This is a genomic window from Acinetobacter johnsonii CIP 64.6 (assembly GCF_000368045.1).
GTDB lineage: Bacteria > Pseudomonadota > Gammaproteobacteria > Pseudomonadales > Moraxellaceae > Acinetobacter > Acinetobacter johnsonii.
On the sequence record NZ_KB849230.1, the window covers coordinates 442,750 to 464,254 of the forward strand.

15 protein-coding genes, 2 rRNA genes and 1 pseudogene are annotated in these 21,505 nt (G+C 43.1%); 3 read left to right on the plus strand and 15 right to left on the minus strand.

Annotated features, from left to right (window positions below):
- Window positions 1-16 precede the first annotated feature (16 nt).
- The 3 genes from F986_RS03280 to ilvD (F986_RS03290) form a co-directional block, all read right to left on the minus strand.
- A complete protein-coding gene (locus tag F986_RS03280; RefSeq protein ID WP_004691865.1) occupies window positions 17-2,122 on the minus strand; it encodes a TonB-dependent siderophore receptor in 2,106 nt (701 codons plus the stop codon).
- 205 nt (window positions 2,123-2,327) lie between these two features.
- Window positions 2,328-3,626, minus strand: coding sequence for a hypothetical protein (locus F986_RS03285; RefSeq protein ID WP_004691867.1), 1,299 nt, complete (start codon window positions 3,624-3,626; stop codon window positions 2,328-2,330).
- Between the two features lie 71 nt (window positions 3,627-3,697).
- The gene (gene ilvD, locus F986_RS03290; RefSeq protein ID WP_004691869.1) at window positions 3,698-5,383 is read right to left on the minus strand and encodes a dihydroxy-acid dehydratase; all 1,686 of its coding nucleotides are present in this window, start codon (window positions 5,381-5,383) and stop codon (window positions 3,698-3,700) included.
- Between the two features lie 85 nt (window positions 5,384-5,468).
- Here ilvD (F986_RS03290) and F986_RS18190 point away from each other — a divergent pair, with 85 nt between their 5' ends.
- Complete coding sequence (locus F986_RS18190) at window positions 5,469-5,630, plus strand: hypothetical protein (RefSeq protein WP_004691871.1); 162 nt, start codon at window positions 5,469-5,471, stop codon at window positions 5,628-5,630.
- 120 nt (window positions 5,631-5,750) lie between these two features.
- Here the strand turns inward: F986_RS18190 and ilvD (F986_RS03295) are convergent, their stop codons facing one another.
- Window positions 5,751-7,580: a dihydroxy-acid dehydratase gene (ilvD, locus tag F986_RS03295; protein ID WP_017396979.1), complete on the minus strand. Its 1,830-nt coding sequence runs from the start codon at window positions 7,578-7,580 to the stop codon at window positions 5,751-5,753.
- A 503-nt stretch (window positions 7,581-8,083) separates the two neighbouring features.
- On the opposite strand from ilvD (F986_RS03295), the gene fmt reads away from it, so the two are divergent.
- Both fmt and rsmB read left to right on the plus strand, forming a co-directional pair.
- Entirely contained in the window at window positions 8,084-9,043 is a 960-nt protein-coding gene (fmt, locus tag F986_RS03300; protein ID WP_004691873.1) for a methionyl-tRNA formyltransferase, read from the plus strand.
- Complete coding sequence (gene rsmB, locus F986_RS03305) at window positions 9,043-10,347, plus strand: 16S rRNA (cytosine(967)-C(5))-methyltransferase RsmB (RefSeq protein ID WP_004691874.1); 1,305 nt, start codon at window positions 9,043-9,045, stop codon at window positions 10,345-10,347. The genes fmt and rsmB overlap by 1 nt, the downstream gene beginning before the upstream one ends.
- 40 nt (window positions 10,348-10,387) lie before the next feature.
- Here rsmB and F986_RS03310 read toward each other — a convergent pair whose 3' ends face one another.
- From F986_RS03310 to F986_RS03345, 11 genes and pseudogenes are all read right to left on the minus strand, one after another.
- Window positions 10,388-11,551: an IS4 family transposase gene (locus F986_RS03310; RefSeq protein WP_026056493.1), complete on the minus strand. Its 1,164-nt coding sequence runs from the start codon at window positions 11,549-11,551 to the stop codon at window positions 10,388-10,390.
- A gap of 163 nt (window positions 11,552-11,714) precedes the next feature.
- Window positions 11,715-11,843: a hypothetical protein gene (locus tag F986_RS18665; protein ID WP_017396977.1), complete on the minus strand. Its 129-nt coding sequence runs from the start codon at window positions 11,841-11,843 to the stop codon at window positions 11,715-11,717.
- A gap of 6 nt (window positions 11,844-11,849) precedes the next feature.
- Window positions 11,850-12,266, minus strand: coding sequence for a hypothetical protein (locus F986_RS03315; protein ID WP_004691877.1), 417 nt, complete (start codon window positions 12,264-12,266; stop codon window positions 11,850-11,852).
- Window positions 12,266-12,448, minus strand: a pseudogene (locus tag F986_RS18195) (hypothetical protein); the annotation flags it as partial. The pseudogene F986_RS18195 and the gene F986_RS03315, both read right to left, overlap by 1 nt.
- Window positions 12,439-12,819, minus strand: coding sequence for a hypothetical protein (locus F986_RS03320; RefSeq protein WP_004691880.1), 381 nt, complete (start codon window positions 12,817-12,819; stop codon window positions 12,439-12,441). The gene F986_RS03320 and the pseudogene F986_RS18195, both read right to left, overlap by 10 nt.
- Window positions 12,820-13,258: 439 nt before the next feature.
- Window positions 13,259-13,402, minus strand: a complete 144-nt coding sequence (locus F986_RS17730) for a methionine/alanine import family NSS transporter small subunit (RefSeq protein WP_004691882.1) — start codon at window positions 13,400-13,402, stop codon at window positions 13,259-13,261.
- A gap of 9 nt (window positions 13,403-13,411) precedes the next feature.
- A complete protein-coding gene (locus F986_RS03325) occupies window positions 13,412-14,890 on the minus strand; it encodes a sodium-dependent transporter (RefSeq protein ID WP_004691884.1) in 1,479 nt (492 codons plus the stop codon).
- A gap of 964 nt (window positions 14,891-15,854) precedes the next feature.
- Window positions 15,855-16,415, minus strand: a complete 561-nt coding sequence (locus tag F986_RS03330; RefSeq protein ID WP_026056492.1) for a DUF4256 domain-containing protein — start codon at window positions 16,413-16,415, stop codon at window positions 15,855-15,857.
- 144 nt (window positions 16,416-16,559) lie between these two features.
- Entirely contained in the window at window positions 16,560-17,918 is a 1,359-nt protein-coding gene (locus F986_RS03335) for an MFS transporter (RefSeq protein WP_004691886.1), read from the minus strand.
- A gap of 341 nt (window positions 17,919-18,259) precedes the next feature.
- Window positions 18,260-18,374 (minus strand): 5S ribosomal RNA (gene rrf / locus F986_RS03340).
- A gap of 218 nt (window positions 18,375-18,592) precedes the next feature.
- Window positions 18,593-21,486, minus strand: a 23S ribosomal RNA gene (locus F986_RS03345).
- Window positions 21,487-21,505 lie beyond the last annotated feature (19 nt).

Consider the following 21,505-nt stretch of genomic DNA (forward strand, 5'->3'; position numbering starts at 1 on the left):
TGCAGTGCGATTCTGCTTAGTATTTGAAATTTAGGCTGAAGCGGAAAGTACGTGGATCGCCCCAATTGACCAATTGCGCATTTGGTGTGGTTCCGACTAAATACTCTTTATCAAACAGGTTTTTTACACTGAACTTTGCGCCCCAATTTTTCGCCTCATAACCGGCACTGACGTCATACAGCATATAGCTCGATAGTGGCACATAAGAAGTTCCACGTTGTGCTGTACGCTCGCCTTGATAATTGGCACTGGCACCAACATTCCAGCCCAGTTGCTCATCCGCAAAGAAGTATTGGGTTGATAAAGAGGCGGCATTTTTAGGCACATGGTTAATTCGTTTGCCTATATCACTGCTGGTGGTACTTTCTGTCGTTTCCGCGGTAGGAATATAACTATAGGTTGCGGTCAAGTTCCATTGATCCGTCAATGCGGCGGATAATTCCGTTTCAAAACCTTTGGTTTTTTGTTCACCGATTTGCACAGAATAACCGAGGGTAGAATCCGACTCAGTCACGTTCTGACGGGTTAAATCATAATAAGCCACATAGCCTTGCAACCGTTGATTCAACCCCTGAAACTTAACCCCAACCTCAAACTGCTCGCCCTCTTCAGGATCCAATAGTGTTCCGCCAGCGCCAGTGTCGCTCACAGGAAAGAATGAGGTTGCATAACTCACATAGGGAGCAAACTTATCATTAATCTGATACATCAAGGACGCATTACCCGTGAAAGCATTGTCCGAGTTTTTCAGCGTCGTATCATTGAAAAGGTCATCGACTTCGACCTGTGTCCAGTCATGACGACCCGATAAGCCTAAGATCCAATGATCATCAATTTTAAAATTATTACGCAGATATACGCCCATATATTGGGTATCTGTAATTTGATGGGATTTGGTCGTGGTCGCCTTTGCGATAGGTGTATAGATCGGATTATCCGCATCAAATGGAGTCTTCACTTTATCACTTCGACGCTCGTAATCACTGCGTTCATGCATCATGTCCAAACCCACCATCAAATCATATTGGGTTTTGCCCCAGTCGAAATGACGTGACACATTATTATCTAATGCAAAATTTACATCATCTTTAATCTGTCTTTCTACCGTCCGTTTGAAGGTTGGTAAAAAAGCGCCACTAGCTGCCAATACAGGATTATTATCTGCATCGGTTGTAGTGACTGCAAAATTTTGCTTAAAGCTCCAGCCATTATCAAAATAATGTGCATAGTTCGACCCTAAGCGCAGAACATCGACCGTATTGCTTAGATTCGGCGCGCCAAAAAATAAGGTCTGTGAATAGTTTTTATAAGCGCCATTACTATAGGGAATCCCCTGTTGGCGAATAAAATCCCGATGCTGATAGCTGGCAATTACAGACAGTTCGTCTTTTTCACCTAAGTCAAAATTATAAGACGGTGCAATATAATAATTTTTATAATAAACATAATCGGTTGGATCATCTTGGTCAGAGACATGACCCACCACACGAAACGCCCCTTTTTCGCTATCATTTGGCGCATAGTTGATATCAAATGTGCCATCCACAAAGGCATTGCTGCCATAGCTTACACTGCCACGATAAGAAGTCTTTGCCTCAGGACGTTTGGTGGTTAAGTTAACTAAGCCGCCCGGCAAGGCAAAGCCAAAACCAGTCGATGTCGGCCCTTTGACAACCTCAATTGACTGTAAACCACTGATGTCTTCTGAACGTAGGGCATTATCAGAAGTTTGAATACGCAAGCCATCGACATAGGTCTGTGCGCTGGAAACCTGACCACGAATAATAAAGTCATCCCAACCACGGCGACCATACTGTCCTGCGGTGACCCCCGCTACACCCTGCAAGGCTTCAGACAGTGTTTTCGCTTGTTTCTGTTCCAGTTGTTTTTCACTAATCACGCTGATCGATTGCGCAGTTTCAAACAGCGGTGCATCTGAACGCAAAACAGCTGATGCAGTTTTTGCTGCATATGCCGCTTTTTCATCTGCATCTTGGGCTTCAAATTGCAAAGTCGGTAAAACTTGGGATGATGCTGTTTCCTGTGTCTCGCCCTGAGCAAACGCTGCTGTAGTCATCACGGCCAGAATGGATAAGCTCAAAGAAGAAATATGAAAACGCATAACATCAATCAACAGACAGAAAGAATGCCAATTATAATCATTTTCATTTGGAAGCCTATTTATTAATAAAATTTAACAATGAATTTAATTGTTAAACCTCATTAACATTATTAATAAGCACTTTAATAACTCAGCCTAAAAACACCATCGGCTTTAGGTTTCATGTGTTATTGGACTGTTTTGATCAATAAGAGGTATCCAAAACTCAGCCTTCGCTTTCATCCACAGGGTCGGTTTTATATTGATCTTCCAGCACATTACTGAAAATACTTTCAATCATCCAGACGCGATACAAACTATTAAAGACATAGCTCTGCCCATCCACACGCAGTTCAATCACAGGGAAATCAGGCTGGGACTTCATTTCACAGAGCATGTCATTTTCTTGAAGCTTGGCTTCTACATCTTCGGTGATCAATGCTGCAATTTCCAATTCTTGCATCAGTTGATCAAAATGCGATTTAAAGGATAAATCTTTGCCTTGGGTCCAAACGGCTTTTAAAATCCGATACATGGCATCAATGCGCTGCTCTTCAGGCACGCTATAAAATAACTGTGCCATCGCCAAAGTGGCTGCTTGCGTCGGACGGCAAAACGGTGTGAATTTGATTTCTGTCCGTTTGGATAAACGCGTTGCCAAACTCCAATCAAACCCGTCTCGACCGTGATAACTGAGCGGGTAGACATTGAGCTGAATATTATAATAATCGGCCAGTTCTTCTTTAATATAAGCCAATAACAACCATGAAATTGGATCTTCCAGCGCAACGTATAGGTCTAACTCTGGATCGAGTGCCTGAATTTCATTTAACTCTTCAGCATCACTAATCAAATGCTCACGCCAATCAATATGATTGATCAAGAAAATGGGGTTATCGGTAAATAATTTTTGTTGTTTTAAACGGCGTGTTAAACGCAGCAGATCATCGACCGCATGATACTGACGGTCACCGAGCTGGAAATAACTGGCCAGTACCGCATCATCATTAAAAATACGTTCTGGAAAGTGTTGCTCTTGATGATGACGGCTGGCCATCGCATATAAGGTGCGCAGCTTACCCTCTTGTTTTTGCCACAGCATGTGAAATACATCTTCCAGCAAGTACAAAAAGTCCTGCCCACGCAGCGGGGTATGCCGCAGGATGGTTTCCGCTTGGCTCAATGCCTCTGGACTGGGTTGTTCTGGCGTTTCATGAAAGCTAAAACGATGTTGACGCGACAGAATTTTGGCATCATTTAAACAATAAGTTTGCCACTCCAAAGCCGACATTTGGTTCGGAGGTTCAGCAGCCTGACTGGAAATGACCACCTTCAATGGCTTCAGTTCATCCGCTAAAATTTCTTCAATTTGTGGTAACTGCTGAACCGCTAAATAGCTATATACATCGTCGAGGCGTAAATGAATACTCAAGCCTTGTTCTGTAGATACGACCGTTTGACGAATCGGTTTTTGATAAAACCAACGCGATCGAATCGGATCGAACCATCGACGCAACAGTGACATGAGCAAAGCCTCTAAATTAAACCCTTGAAAGTACTACAAGGGTTTATATCAATTCACAGCAAAATGATCAATTAGACATCTAAATTTAGATCAGTTACCGCGCCTTTTTCCGCACCAGTGGTCAGTTTTGCAAACTTGGCCAAGGCCCCATAACGATAATTCGGCTGCGGTTTTACCCACGCGGCTTGACGCGCTGCAATTTCTTCTGCCGAAACATGCCACGTCATTTCGCGAGTTTCTGCATTAATCGAGATTTTATCGCCATTTTGCACCAAACCAATTGGCCCCCCTTCATAGGCTTCTGGGGTGACATGTCCAATGACAAAACCATGACTACCGCCAGAGAAACGACCATCAGTGATCAGCGCCACAGATTTACCGAGTCCTTTACCAATAATCGCTGAGGTCGGTTTCAACATTTCTGGCATGCCCGGCCCGCCTTTAGGCCCTTCACCACGAATCACCACCACCTCACCCGCTTGAACTTCACCATCCAAAATGCCACGCATCGCGCCGATTTCACCCTCAAATACACGTGCTGGCCCTTCGAAATACAAACCTTCTTTGCCGGTAATTTTAGCCACAGCACCTGTTGGAGACAGGTTACCTTTAAGCACCACCAAATGAGAGTCTTTTTTTATCGGCGCGTCGAACGGTAAAATAATCTGCTGACCTTCCGGATAGTCTTCCACCTCAGCCAAATTTTCCGCCAAGGTCTTTCCAGTTACCGTTAAACATGAACCATCCAGCATGCCAGCATCCAGCATTCGCTTCATCAGCGGTTGAATGCCCCCGATCGCGATCAACTCAGACATCAAATATTTGCCAGATGGACGCACATCGGCCACCACGGGAATATCTTGCCCGATACGGACAAAATCATCCAAACTCAGTTCAACCCCAGCGGTATGTGCCATCGCCAGTAAGTGCAGCACACCATTGGTCGAACCACCCAAGGCAATCAGCACTTTAATTGAGTTTTCAAATGCAGCTTTGGTCATAATGTCGCGTGGTTTCAGGTCTAAGCGCAGTAAATTCATCACCGCTTCACCTGCTTTTTGACAGTCGATCCGCTTGTCATCCGAAACCGCTTCTTGTGCAGAGGAGCCCGGCAAACTCATGCCCAAAGCTTCAATCGCAGAAGCCATCGAGTTTGCAGTGTACATGCCACCACATGAACCCGGACCCGGCAGCGCCACTTCTTCAATCTGCTTGACTTGAATGGCACTGATTTCACCTTTGGCGTGCTGACCCACAGCTTCAAAGACAGAAATCATGTCGGTATGCCCTGCACCCGGCTTAATCGTCCCGCCATAGACAAACAAACCCGGACGGTTCAAACGCGCCAAACCCATGATACAACCCGGCATATTTTTGTCACAGCCACCAATCGCGATCACCCCATCATAGGCCTGACAGCCCACTACGGCTTCTATCGAGTCTGCAATAATTTCACGGCTCAGCAATGAATACTTCATGCCTTCGGTGCCGTTAGAAATACCATCTGAAATGGTGATGGTGTTAAAAATAATGCCTTTACCGCCTGCCTGATTAACCCCTTTTTCAGCCTCACGTGCCAAACCATCGATATGCATATTACACGGCGTGACATTGGCCCAAGTAGATGCAATACCGACAAAGGGACGAGTAAAGTCTGAATCTTTAAAGCCTGTGGCACGCATCATGGAACGTGCGGGTGCATTTTCAATGCCTTCATAAACAGGAGCTGAATGTTCGCGGATATTGTCTTTACTCATTGTATTTGTCCTTAGCGATGGCTGCATATTACTCTACAGTCTTGGCAATTTTTTCTGTTTTTATTGTATAGAAAGCAGGCTAGACATGAAAGCGACTCACTGGGAATTACATGAACCCATTTATTGTGGTTCTACCCAAATCAGGTCAAATGATGAAGCGACATGGATGTCGCTGTTTCACTGTATGGCAGGGACGCCATATCAGGGGAACAAAGGCATTTTGTTACTTTTGTGTCGTCAAAAGTAAAACCTCATCTACGCAATAACAGTGCAAACCGTACTGTCAAATGCGACTGTGCTATTTTCATCAATCAATAAAAAAGCACCCCAAATGGAGTGCTCTTTCTCATCATTCAAAGACTAGCAATTAAATGTCACGTACCGCACCTTTAGACGCACTGGTAGTATGCATTGCATAAGCTTTTAAGGCTTTAGACACTTTACGTGGACGCTGTTCAGCAGGTTGCCAACCTTTGGCTTCTTGCACTTCACGACGCGCAGCCATGGTTGCTTCATCCACGGCCAAGTGAATACTACGGTTTGGAATATCGATTTCAATACAGTCACCATCTTCAACCAAACCAATCGCACCGCCTTCAGCCGCTTCAGGAGACACGTGACCAATAGACAGACCTGATGAACCGCCCGAGAAACGACCATCGGTGAGTAAAGCACAGTCTTTACCAAGGCCTTTCGATTTTAAATAACTGGTTGGATACAACATTTCTTGCATACCCGGACCACCACGCGGACCTTCGTAACGAATGACGACTACATCACCAGCAGTGATTTTGCCACCTAGAATCGCTTCTACCGCAGCATCTTGGCTTTCAAACACACGTGCCGTGCCGTTGAATTTCAAGATGGAATCATCCACACCCGCAGTTTTCACAATACAACCTTCAAGTGCAATGTTACCGTACAGGACAGCCAAACCACCATCTTGAGAGAAGGCATGCGCAGCATTACGAATCACACCGTTGTTACGGTCGCCATCCAATCGTGAATAATAACGGTCTTGTGAAAATGCAGTTTGCGTCGGTACACCGCCCGGTGCTGAACGGAAGAATTGATACACATCTTCGTCTTCCGTACGGATGATGTCCCATTTATCCAAAGCATCTTTTAAGGTTTTTTCATGCACAGTCGGTACAGACGTATCCAGCAAACCTGCACGGTCTAACTCACCCAAGATCGACATGATGCCACCTGCACGATGGACATCTTCCATGTGCACATCTTGTTTTGCAGGTGCAACTTTACACAGCACAGGCACTTTACGTGACAAACGGTCAATATCGGTCATCGTAAAGTCAACTTCAGCTTCGTGTGCAGCTGCCAACAAGTGCAAAACGGTATTGGTTGAACCGCCCATTGAAATATCAAGCGTCATGGCATTTTCAAAGGCTGCTTTAGTGGCAATTGAACGTGGCAACAAGCTGTAATCGTTTTGTTCGTAATGACGTTTGGTAATTTCAACGATCAAATGACCAGCGCGTTCGAATAATTTTTTACGATTCGCATGGGTCGCTAAGGTTGAACCATTGCCCGGAAGGGATAGGCCCAAAGCTTCGGTTAAACAGTTCATTGAGTTTGCAGTAAACATACCTGAACATGAACCACACGTTGGACAAGCTGAACGTTCGTATTCCGCCACTTCTTCATCGGTGAAGCTGTCATCTGCTGCTACGATCATGGCATCAACAAGGTCAATCGCGTGTTCATTGCCACGGATTTTTACTTTACCCGCTTCCATCGGCCCACCAGAGACAAAAACTACAGGAATGTTTAGACGCATAGACGCCATCAACATGCCCGGGGTAATTTTGTCACAGTTTGAAATACACACCATCGCATCAGCACAGTGTGCATTGACCATGTATTCCACCGAGTCCGCAATCAAGTCACGTGAAGGCAATGAATACAGCATGCCATCGTGGCCCATCGCGATCCCATCATCAACGGCAATGGTATTAAATTCTTTAGCTACGCCACCTGCCGCCTCAATTTGGCGTGCTACAAGTTGACCTAAGTCTTTTAAATGAACATGACCCGGTACAAATTGAGTGAATGAGTTGACTACCGCAATAATCGGCTTACCAAAGTCTTCGTCTTTCATCCCCGTTGCGCGCCATAAGCCACGCGCACCCGCCATGTTTCTTCCGTGTGTTGATGTTTTTGAACGATAGTCAGGCATTGTACTTTTCCAACATAGTTGTGCTTGAGATGAATGTCCACATTCACTCTGGCTAAAATCTGAGTTCTGAGAGTGTCAAACTGTCAAAAATTTAAACATAGCATATTCGCATTCTGCGTAAATCTCGTTTTTAGGCATCTCGACCTAAATTACCGAAGGCAGTAAGTTTGCGCGCTACATTTTAACCGATGAGCTGACATTCAATTGCATATGGAAACTACTATAACCCGTTCACTCACCTTGCAATACAAAACTTCTATGAATAATTTTTAAATTTTGCATGAGTTTTATTTATATGAAATACAAATTTTGCATGAGTTTTATTTATATGAAATACAAATTTTGAGCGATACGCTATCAAGGGTCCTTTCTCTATTCTTTGAATAAAACTCTAGTACATCATCTAGTTAGAACTACTCTATCGGCTTTTTATGCAGGATAAATCTGTAGCTGCTCGAGTTTTGCTATAATTGTTTTAATCTTCTCCTTTTTCCGAGTATTTCTTGAAAATCATCTTTGCAGGCACGCCCGAATTTGCGGCTGTGGCATTAGACGCTCTCCTAAAAACAGAACATGAAATTGTAGCCGTCTATACGCAACCTGACCGTAAAGCAGGTCGTGGGCAGAAACTTACTGCTTCAGCCGTGAAGCAGTTGGCTTTAGCACATGATATTCCTGTCTATCAACCGCTGCATTTTAAGTCTTCAACAGAAGAAGGCTTAGCGGCTCAGGCTGAATTGAAAGCCTTAAATGCAGATGTGATGGTGGTGGCGGCTTATGGCCTGATTTTGCCGCAAGTGGTTTTGGATACGCCTAAATATGGCTGTTTGAACATTCACGGTTCACTGTTGCCACGCTGGCGAGGTGCAGCGCCTATTCAACGCGCAATTTCTACTGGAGATACCGAAACTGGGGTCACCATTATGAAAATGGCCGCAGGTTTGGATACGGGCGATATGATGTATAAAACCTACTGCCCGATTGAAACTACAGATACCTCTGCAAGTTTGCATGACAAACTGGCACTCCAAGGGGCTGAAGCGACGGTCAAAGTGTTAGCCTCTGAAAGCACATTGCAGCACTATTTAGACAACCGCGAAGTGCAAGATGAAGCTTTGACAGTCTATGCACACAAACTCTCTAAGGCTGAAGCGCAAATTGATTGGACTTCAACAGCGGTGCAAATTGACCGTAATATTCGCGCATTTAACCCATGGCCTGTCGCATTTATCGCACTGGATGAAAGCAATAATCTGCGCGTTTGGGGTTCGATGTTGTCTCAAGAAAATGCCCAAGCTCAAGCTGCAGGGACCATTTTAGCCATCGATAAACACGGTGTTCATGTGGCTTGTGGCGATGAACAAGCAGTGTGTTTAAGCTCTCTGCAATGGCCAGGTGGTAAACCCCTAAATGCCGTACAAATTTTACAAACCCAAAAACTGAATATTGGACAAATTTTATAATGAAACAATCTCCCCACGCCTCAGGTAAGACTCTAAACTTACGTGCTCAGGTTGTTAAAACGTTATTGGCTGTCCAAAATGGTCAATCACTGGCATCGGTGCTTCAGCAACACATGGCAATTGTGTCTGACAAAGACCGTGCCTTGTACCATGAATTAGTTCTTGGCTGCCTACGCCAATGGCATGCACTTAAACAAGTGACTTTACCGTTGTTGACTAAGCCACTGGAAAACCAAGTCGTTGAAACCTGTTTATATGTGGGTTTATACCAATTGTTGTGTACCCGCGTTGCAGCGCATGCCGCGATTTCTGAAACGGTAGAAGCAGCCAAACAATTGGGGATGGAAAGCTTAAGTGGTGTGGTGAATGCCATTTTACGCCGTGCAACACGTGAAACAGAACAATTCTACGATGTTTTGGAACAAGCCTCGAATCTGCCAAGTTGGTTATCCAAACGTTTGAAAAAAGACTGGGGCGAGCAATTGGCTGAAATCAGCTATGAGCTTAAACAAGTTGCACCCTTAACCTTAAGAGTGAACACCTTACAAGTCAGCCGTGACGAATATCTTGAAATTTTAGAAGATGAAGGCATTGAAGCACACGCCTGTGAACTTTCGAATGTCGGTATTGTGTTGGATGACAGTCTGCATATCCCAAGCCTACCGGGTTTTGAAGTAGGTGGTTTTTCAGTACAAGATGAACATGCGCAACTCTGTGCAACCTTGTTGCCAGACTTAAATGGCAAATTCGTAATTGATGCCTGTGCAGCACCTGGCGGCAAGACAGCGCATATTTTAGAGATGTATCAGCCGAAAAAACTGATTGCACTCGACCAAGATGAAAAGCGCTTAAAACGTGTCTCTGAAAACTTAGAGCGTTTGGCTTTAAATGAAAAGTATGTCGACATTATCACTGCCGATGCAGTGAAATGGACATCGCCTGAACTGGCGGATTGTATCGTTCTCGATGCACCCTGTTCTGCCATTGGAGTAATCCGTCGCCATCCCGATATTCGTTTACTGCGTCAGTCGGGCGATATTGCTAAAACAGTACAGCTGCAAAAGCAAATTCTTGAAAATATGTGGCAACAACTCAAAGTCGGCGGCACATTGCTTTACATCACCTGCTCGATTTTGAAAGCCGAAAATGAACAGCAAATGGTCGACTTCTTTGCTGAACATACGGATGCGAAAGAAATTAAAATTGATGCCGATTGGGGTGTTGAGCAGATTCATGGTCGCCAACTACTCCCACAAGTAGGGCGTGGCGATGGTTTTTATTATTGTCGCATTGAAAAAATTTAAAAATAAAAGGAGCTGAAAGGCCACTGCTGTCCCATAAATATCACAAGAAGAACCTCAGTTGAGGTTCTTCTTGTTTATTCCACTTTTTGTCAGGTAAAAACAAAGCCTTCAATGGTTTCCTTTCAAATAAATTCACCTGAATAATTCTTAATAATCTTTGAACACTCCATCCTTCCTGCGCCATATGTTTCGCAAAACTCACCAATAAATACGCGATTAGTGCAATCCATATTTGTGTTTGTATCGCATTGCGACTACGGCCTAAAAACGATTTCAACTTTAGGTTTTGCTTGATCGCTTTAAAAAATAGTTCTACTTTCCATCGATCTTTATAAATTGCAGCAATGGTTGATGCAGCTAAATGAAAGTTATTACTTAAAAACTCAAACGTTCTTTTCTTTTTTTCATCATAAAATTCTATACGTCTTAATCGCTTCGGTGCACCACGCTTTTTAGCATAATCGCTACTCAACTCAATATATTCATCCGCAAGAATCCCCTTACTGACTAACACATCTTGTTTTGATTTCACCTCATAAACTGTCTTTGGTCTCAGCCTAGTGACAAAGCTGACTTTTTGGTTGGTCATTTCTACAAAACACTGATAATCAACATACCCTTTATCAAATACAATGATACTTCCAGGTGGGAATTTGAGTCGTAGACCTTGTACCATGTCATTTTCAATACCATCACCAAGCGCAACAAATTCAGGAATGGTATTACTATGATTTAACCCAACTGTAAGTTTTATACTGGCTTTGGACTCATGTACTTTTGCCCATTCACACAATGACAGTGAAAGATCAATATGACTCGCATCAAGTGAATATAATGGATTTTTAAATCGAAATTTATGAGCAATCTTGGAATTTTCACAATGTTGAAGTAATTGGATAAACAATTGCTGATACAAGCTAACTGGTTGTTCTTCATTGATTCTTGCCAACGTACTTCGTGCAATTCTTTTGGCACCAAGGTGATAAAGCTTTTCCTGTTGTGATTCGAGATTAGACTCAATATCCCTCAAGCTTTGACGACATGATAATTGAGACATCAAAATAGCAATAAATTGATCCCATCGTGTTGCAGATCTTAATTTTTGTCCTTGATGGTATTGTTTTGCAAGACGTTCAAAATCTTGTCTTAAAATGGGTTTGAGTAATTGATGAAATACAGTATTTTGATGTGATAAAACCTGAATCCTTGTAGTTGAAGTGTTTGTTCGCACTTATATTTTAACTACTTTGGACTCAGGTTTTTTATTTAAATCTAACTATGGGACAGCAGTGGCTGAAAGGCTCCTTTTTTCATGTGTGTACTGATTGCAGTTACTGCAATTTTTCTAAAAAGTGAACTGCTTTAAGTTAAAGTGTGCCACGGTTTTCAGATAAATATGTGGCTTGATCCATCAACCGTTCTGCAGAAGCAAAAATCTCACGCGAATGATGCCAACCTAATTCACGGTACTCAGCAGCCGCCCAAACCAAATTCACTTCAGCCTATGCAAGTTCTTTATAAGCACACTGAAATCCAGTCTGTGTTTTTATGGTTGTGGCACGCGTCCATAAATCGCGGCGCATCAGTTGGGAAAACGGTAGCATTGGTGTTTCTATACTTAACGTTGCACGCTGATCTGCATATACAATGTCTAAGACCTGCTGATAGATCAGATCAATATTTTGACGCTTCGCTTTTTCACTATATTCATGGTCAGCATAACTCAGCCATGTTCGTGCTTTTTCTAACTGGTACTTGTCTCGTACGTCCATCGCTTGCTCAATTGCAGTGTGCAATTGCTCATGCACCTGCTGCTGCGAAACTGGATAATTTGAGCTGACAGGGACCTCTGCAGCATGCGCCACCACAGTACCCAAAGCTAGAAGCCACAACACATGTTTAGCATGGTGTTTCAACATTATTTAGGCTCCAAGGCTTTATTGACTGAAGGCTTATTTTTGTTAAATAAGTTTTCGTCAAATTTGAAGCGGAAACGGAAATATGCTCCATCCATCGTTGTATCACTATCAATCAGATCTTTATCTTGATAGCCCACAAAGTTATATCCACCTGAAACCCAAAGGTTCGACGCTAGTAGATGAGGTCTAAACTACTGAGCTGATTAAAAGACACATTGGTCGAGATACTGCCCACAAGCAGAACTGCTAAAGATTGACCCGCATTGAGCTCAATTGATCCCACCAATAAGTCTTCGGTATTATCTGGTAAACCATTTTTATCGCGGTCTGCATAGACCTTCACATTACTTAAATCAAAATTATCAGTGCTACTTTGTACTAGACCCAATGTATATCGATCAGCAGTATTACCTGTATTGGTTAACACATGTGGCAGATTTACCGCCCCACCAACCACACCATATTGGTTTTGATTTTGTACTAAAGTCAGTGAGTACGTTTTTTGCACTTCCAATGCCACGGGATTGGAATTGACCAATAAAACATTCCCCATCTCATCGGTATAGTCCCCAGATGCAACGTTAGAAATATAGCTTCCCGGTTGTGGAAATGCATGTGCTTCTAATGAAAAAAAATAAAAACGACAGAGCAGAAAATTTCTTTTTGTTAATTTTCATATGAATTAGCCAGCAAAAATACAAACTGTGTCACAACTCTATACTATTTTGTATCATAGTTGTTATTGTGATTGCATATTTATTAGATAAAATTTGTACAGCATACTTTTTGTGCTTTCTGGTCGTTTAAATTCTTATTTATTTCGAGCCAAATGGACGTGAACAATAAGCTCCAAATCAACTCATCAAAAAAAGCTTATCTAAGCTGCCAACTCACTTTACCTCCATAGAAAAAAATAACGCCCAATGAAGCTCATCGGGCGTTATTTTAAATAGGTAAATACCTATTTTCAGGGTTAAATTTTATATCAGGTATTACAACGTATGCTGGTCTTTCACTTCTTCAAGAACATCATCGAGCTCTTCTGGATTTTTCATCAAGTGGAGAATAGACAACACAAGTCCTCCCCAAACAAACAACATCGAAATCACCATCATTACGATTGCTGAAGTATTCATTTTTTTCTCCTAGCGATCTTTAACTTTACTGAGTACGATTGCGACGACGGCACAGAAAATCACACTGCCCCAACCAAATAGCCCTTGCAGACTCATGCTATAAGTATCGTAACCATTTTTCACCAAATTAAATAACGTCATACTCAACGTCGTTAATAACACGAGTGAAGTAATCACGGTCAAGGTAAATGCCCAACCCTTACCGAGTTGAATGGTAGAAATACGGTTTACGTGATCACGCAGCTCAATCAATGCTGAACGCTTAAACCAAGTAATACAAAGAATAGAAACAAGCGCGCCACCCACAATGCCAATGTTATTGATAAAGTGATCCACGATATCTACCAATTTAATCGCATTCACACTTGAGAATAAGATCACTGAAACCAGTGCACTACCACCACCGATAATGGTAACTGCTTTTTTACGGCTCCATTTTAACTTATCCTGCATCGCTGCAATTGGCACTTCCAAGATACTAACCATAGAAGAAATACCGGCAACAAATAATGATGAGAAGAACAATAGACCGAATAAATCAGCACCTGCACCAAGACTTGAAATGATTTTCGGGAAAGCAATAAATGCCAAACCGATACCACCACTCACCACATCTTGAACTTCTTTGCCTGCGGCATGCGCCATAAAGCCTAATGCAGCAAAAATACCAATACCCGCCAAGATTTCAGTTGAAGCATTGGCAAAACCAACGATTAAACCTGAGCCTGTCAAATTGGTCTTTGGCTTTAAGTAAGATGCATAAGTCACCATGATCCCGAAACCCACAGAAAGCGAGAAGAAGGTATGACCATACGCCGCCAGCCACACTTTATAGTCCATCATCGCAGACCAGTTTGGCGTAAAGAATGCATTTAAGCCTTCTGCGGCACCTGGTAAACGAAGTGATTGCACTACTAAAATGGTAAATAAAACGAACAATAAAGGCATGAAAATCTTATTCGATAATTCAACACCTTTTTTAACCCCGCCAAACAGAATAATTAAGGTCAGCGCCCAAATTCCTACGATTGGCCAAAATAAATGGCTTACAAACTGTAAATCGAAACCTGTTGCTTTCGAAGTTTGTAAGTAGGTATTAAAGAAGAAACTTTCAGGGTCACTGCCCCAAGTCTGACCAATCGAGAAGTAAACATAGCTACCCGCCCACGTCAGTACGCTGGCATAGTACAAACCAATGATGATACACACACAGACTTGCCACCAACCCAGCGTTTCACCGCCTTTAAACAAAGCCCGATAGGCTTTAGGTGGTGACCCCGAACTACGATGTCCCGTTGCATAATCTAAAAATAACAGTGGTAAACCAGCGGTAATTAAAGCCAATAAATAAGGAATAAGAAAGGCGCCGCCACCATTTTCATAAGCAACATAAGGGAAACGCCAAATATTACCTAAACCTACAGCCGAACCTACAGCTGCAATAATAAAACCAGATCGTGATGTCCAGTTTTCACGAGTTCCTGACATAAAACACCTAAACCTAGGTCCCTTTTAATTGCTTTTTATTTGGTTATCTCGCAACAAAAAAGAACCATTTAATATTAATCTTGAGTGTTTGATTTAGCTTCGACCTTTTGGGTGCAAGGTTCTAAATGACAAACAGAGGAGTTTTCACAAAACCTTGGTTAAAGTGTGTCGATTAAACTTCCCTTTTATATGGTTCAACAATACTCACTTTTATAAAAATATTCTGTAATTTCTGCTTCAAATATTCCATTTTTATAATGTGTGCTGATTCAACCGTTCAATTAATCAGCTTATTTATTGTACAAAATTAGTTATAAATTAACAAAATTTTTGGAATGATTTATTGCGCCTATTTTCTTGCATAAAATTTGAAGATCCTGTATCGATACTCAACCTACTGAAAAAATCAATGTAAATAACGCTAAAGCTATCAATCTCCTGCATAAAAACATTACTTTTCACATTTTTATTCAAATATTCACTCCATCTAGAAAGATTGATCATCTTTCTGATGAACATCACATGCATGCATACAACTTTTTAATATTGTTCTGTATTTATCGCGCAGTTGTATTTAAAACTGCGCGATACCAGTGATGCTCTATATTTAAAAGAGAAACCACCAAAGCCAGTCATTGCGTAGAACATCATCAGTTTCACTAGATCAATCCAGCATTCATCAGACTATTTAAAAGATGCTGATCTAAAGCACTAAGCAAAAATTATAAGCCATTCACTTTTGTCAGCTTAGGCTTACAAATAGCGTGGTTAAAATGCTGTATGAACAACAGCCATCGCCATGTATATTTAAATCATCAGGAAACAGGACGTTTCCCAAACTTAAAACAACAATAATCAGTTTGAGCATCAGGATGTGAGATATGACAGAAGTTGTATCTAAACACTGAAATACAAAGAAACCTCGACAGGATGTCGGGGTTTCTTTTTATCTATATTTCCACAGTTAAAGCTGAATATAAGTCCGAAATCCTCGACTCGCATAGTACGAAGCAGCGCCATTATGATAGGTAAACGTACGACCATAGCGCTGATCACAAAAAATTGCCCCGCCTTGCTGACGTAATTCAGCTAGAGTCTCAACCCAACTGGATGTTTTCAAGTCAAAATTAAAGATCTGCTGTAAAAGATAATACTGTTGTTCCGTCACTAAGCTTAAGCCATACGCCTGTACCCAATCGAGCACTGTATTTTCAGGCGGATGATCCTTGCGACTCAATAGTGCCTCTCGGTCATAACACATGCTCCGTCGCCCCTTCGGTGACTCAATCGAACAATCAAAAAAATACACATCTTGTGTATTCGGTAAAACCACGACATCAGGCTCACCTCTACTCATTTCCATTTGTTGTAAGGCGTATAATTTTTCCGGAGACTGCAAAAGTTTTTCTCGGACAAATGCCCAACTAATTTGCATATGACGTTCAGTGTACTGCTGAAAACGCTGTTCTAGGATGTTGAATAAACGTTCACTTTGCTCAGGTTCGAGTTTTTTCTGCTGCTTAATCATTGTTATTGTACTGCCCTATTTAAAGCTGCCTTTAGCATAGCACTCTCCTTCAAACACGATCAAATACCATCCAACGGTACATCTATTTTGAAAAAAATAAAGGCCCTCACAACGAGAGCCTTTTATTTATTTAAGATTTAACTAAGAAGATGCTTTGATTGAACTTGAAACTTTCACCTGAGTTTTAACTGCTTCTTCAGCACTATTTAAACGGATAAAAGAAACTGCTATCGCAGCAAGTACCGCAGGAATTGCCACAGCAATAAAATTCAACTTATGTGGTAATTCCATGCCCAACAATACACCAATGACAATTGGACCCACGATTGCACCTACACGGCCAATTCCTGATGCCCAACCCAACCCAGTTGAACGAACAGCCAATGGATAATATTGCGCCACATAGCTATATAGTAAAATACTACAACCGATTGAAGCAGCTCCTGCAAGTGCAACCAATAAATAAATTACAGGTTGTGGTGAATTAAAGCCTAAACCCACCAATGCAAATGCCCCGACAGTCAACATGCTAATAATGACAGGTTTCAAGTGGAAACGATCCGCAAGCACACCACCACCAGCAGTGCCAATCACCGCACCAATGTTCAAGGAAAGGAGGAACATTAAACTGCTGCCCATCGAATAACCCGCAGCCATCATCAGTTTTGGTAACCAGCTTCCTAGGGCATAAACCATCAATAAGCACATGAAGAAGCAGCACCAAAATAAAACTGTACCCATACCACGGCCATTTTTAAACAAGGCAGCGACAGATGCATCAGGGACTTTAGCTTCGTTCAGCACTAGAACAGTATCTGAAGTTACAGTCTCTTCAGGGACCAGACGTTGAATAATGCTACGAGCCTTTTCTGTTTGCTGGTCTTTCACTAAAAAAGTGACTGATTCAGGTAAGAATTTCCATAAAATCGGAATAAACAGTAATGGAATACCCGCAATGAAAAACATGATCTTCCAGCCAAAGGTCGGCGTAAACGCAACGCCTAGCAGTGCTGCCATAATTCCACCCATTGCATAACCACTAAACATCGCGGTCACCAAGGTACTACGGAACTTCTGCGGCGCATATTCCGAAGTTAAAGCAACCAAGTTTGGTAATACACCACCAATCCCAAGACCCGCGATAAAGCGTAAAATACCAAATTCAGTCGGGTTTGATGCAAATCCACCCGCAAAAGTGAACCCACTGAACAACGTGACACAGATAATAATGACTTTTTTACGGCCAATTTTATCGGCCAGCATCCCAAATAGCATTGCACCAAACATCATGCCTGCTAGGGCAGTACTGGCTAGCATTCCCGCTTGAACAGCCGTCATGCCCCACTCTTTCATTAAAAGCGGTAAAGCCACACCGTTAATTGCTAAATCATAGCCGTCAAACAAGACGACGAATAAGCACCACAAAACAACCGTTAAATGAAAAGGCTTAAACTTAGCCTGATCGATTACAGCATTTACATTCATTGTTGTCGCTGTCATTTTTCCCTCACCTCCAATTGTGAGCTTTATTATAAAAAGTGAATCCAAATTCACTTTTATATAAAATGAATCATAATTCAGTTTTTGTCTATAAATAAAACAATCGGAATGGTTTTTTTTTGGAAAAACTAAACTAAATTTGTATAAAAATCACACAAAATGATTTGCATTTTTCGAATTCTTTGATGAATAATTGATATTTCACATAATTTTAATTTATATAAATGCATTTTTTTATAATTTAACGCGCATTCTCCACTCTACTCTTCTTATTATTCTTCCCTTTTTCGCGCATAAAAAAATCCCCCTCAGCCTTAAGCGGAGGGGGATTTGAATTAATGAGCTGGCGATGACTTACTCTCACATGGATAACTCCACACTACCATCAGCGCTAAGAGGTTTCACTTCTGAGTTCGGGAAGGGATCAGGTGGTTCACTCTTGCTATTGTCGCCAGCACAACTGTTATGGACTTGTTCGGGTCTTATTTCAACTGTACTTACAGTCTATGCCTTACTTCGTTCCAAATAGAATACATTAACAGGTATATCTGAGTTTCTTGCGATAATCTAAAGCAGTGCTTTATCTTATCTCATTGCGCATTGTACTTAGCTTTATAACTAAATCAAGTTGTTTGCAGTGATTTGAACCACAACACCAACTGTTTGGGTGTTGTATAGTCAAGCCTCACGAGCAATTAGTATTGGTCAGCTTCACATATCACTATGCTTCCACATCCAACCTATCAACGTCGTAGTCTTCAACGGCTCTTTAGAGGACATAAAGTCCTAGGGAAATCTTATCTTGAGGTAGGCTTCCCGCTTAGATGCTTTCAGCGGTTATCCCTTCCGAACATAGCTACCCGGCGATGCGACTGGCGTCACAACCGGTACACCAGAGGTTCGTCCACTCTGGTCCTCTCGTACTAGGAGCAGATCCTCTCAAATTTCCAACGCCCACGGTAGATAGGGACCGAACTGTCTCACGACGTTCTAAACCCAGCTCGCGTACCTCTTTAAATGGCGAACAGCCATACCCTTGGGACCTGCTTCAGCCCCAGGATGAGATGAGCCGACATCGAGGTGCCAAACACCGCCGTCGATATGAACTCTTGGGCGGTATCAGCCTGTTATCCCCAGAGTACCTTTTATCCGTTGAGCGATGGCCCTTCCATACAGAACCACCGGATCACTAAGACCTACTTTCGTACCTGCTCGACTTGTGGGTCTCGCAGTTAAGCGCGCTTTTGCCTTTATACTCTACGCGTGATTTCCGACCACGCTGAGCGCACCTTCGTACTCCTCCGTTACTCTTTAGGAGGAGACCGCCCCAGTCAAACTACCCACCAGACATGGTCCTCGTCCCGGATAACGGGACAGAGTTAGAACCTCAATATTACCAGGGTGGTATTTCAAGATTGGCTCCACCGAAACTAGCGTCTCGGCTTCAAAGCCTCCCACCTATCCTACACAAGTAAGATCAAAGTTCAATGTCAAGCTGCAGTAAAGGTTCACGGGGTCTTTCCGTCTAGCCGCGGGTACACCGCATCTTCACGGCGAATTCGATTTCACTGAGTCTCTGCTGGAGACAGCGCCCCCATCATTATGCCATTCGTGCAGGTCGGAACTTACCCGACAAGGAATTTCGCTACCTTAGGACCGTTATAGTTACGGCCGCCGTTTACTGGGGCTTCGATCAAGAGCTTCGCTTACGCTAACCCCATCAATTAACCTTCCAGCACCGGGCAGGCATCACACCCTATACGTCCACTTTCGTGTTTGCAGAGTGCTATGTTTTTAATAAACAGTTGCAGGGGCCTGGTTTCTGTGGCTGCCAATAGCTCAAGGAGTAAATCCTATCACCGTCGGCAGCGTACCTTCTCCCGAAGTTACGGTACCATTTTGCCTAGTTCCTTCAGCAGAGTTCTCTCAAGCGCTTTGGTCTACTCGACCTGACCACCTGTGTCGGTTTCGGGTACGATTCCTATGTAACTGAAGCTTAGAGACTTTTCCTGGAAGCATGGTATCAGCCACTTCACTGTACAAGTACAGCTTGCTATCAGTTCTCAGCATAGAGTACCCCGGATTTGCCTAAGATACATGCCTACAACCTTCCACCTGGACAACCAACGCCAGGCTGACTTAACCTTCTCCGTCCTCTCATCGCATTACATAGAAGTATTGGAATATTAACCAATTTCCCATCGACTACGCCTCTCGGCCTCGCCTTAGGGGTCGACTCACCCAGCCCCGATTAACGTTGGACTGGAACCCTTGGTCTTTCAGCGTGCGAGTTTTTCACTCGCATTGTCGTTACTCACGTCAGCATTCGCACTTCTGATACCTCCAGCATACTTCTCAATACACCTTCATCGGCTTACAGAACGCTCCCCTACCACTTGCAATAAATTGCAAATCCGCAGCTTCGGCATATAGTTTTAGCCCCGTTACATCTTCCGCGCAGGCCGACTCGACTAGTGAGCTATTACGCTTTCTTTAAAGGGTGGCTGCTTCTAAGCCAACCTCCTAGCTGTCTATGCCTTCCCACATCGTTTCCCACTTAACTATGATTTTAGGGCCTTAGCTGGCGGTCTGGATTGTTTTCCTCTTGACTACGGACGTTAGCACCCGCAGTCTGTCTCCCGGATAGTACTCATTGGTATTCGGAGTTTGCATCGGTTTGGTAAGTCGGGATGACCCCCTAGCCGAAACAGTGCTCTACCCCCAATGGTATTCGTCCGAGGCGCTACCTAAATAGCTTTCGGGGAGAACCAGCTATCACCGAGTTTGATTAGCCTTTCACCCCTATCCACAAGTCATCCCCTGGCTTTTCAACGACAGTGGGTTCGGTCCTCCAGTTAGTGTTACCCAACCTTCAACCTGCTCATGGATAGATCACCCGGTTTCGGGTCTACACCCAGCAACTAAACGCCCTATTAAGACTCGATTTCTCTACGGCTCCCCTATGCGGTTAACCTTGCTACTGAATGTAAGTCGCTGACCCATTATACAAAAGGTACGCAGTCACCAAACAAAGCGGCTCCCACTGCTTGTATGCATGCGGTTTCAGGATCTATTTCACTCCCCTCACAGGGGTTCTTTTCGCCTTTCCCTCACGGTACTGGTTCACTATCGGTCAGTCAGGAGTATTTAGCCTTGGAGGATGGTCCCCCCATATTCAGACAAGGTTTCACGTGCCCCGCCCTACTCGACATCATCATATAAGCCCTTTCGTGTACAGGACTATCACCCACTATGGTTGCACTTCCCAGAGCATTCCACTAGAACTTATATGACTTAATGGGCTTTTCCCCGTTCGCTCGCCGCTACTGAGGGAATCTCAATTGATTTCTTTTCCTAAGGGTACTGAGATGTTTCACTTCCCCTCGTTCGCCTCGTATGACTATGTATTCATCATACGATACCTGCCTTATGACAGGTGGGTTTCCCCATTCAGAAATCTCCGGATCACAGGATATTTGCCGCCTCCCCGGAGCTTATCGCAGGCTATTACGTCTTTCATCGCCTCTGACTGCCAAGGCATCCACCACATGCACTTAATTACTTGACTATACAACCCCAAACAGTCG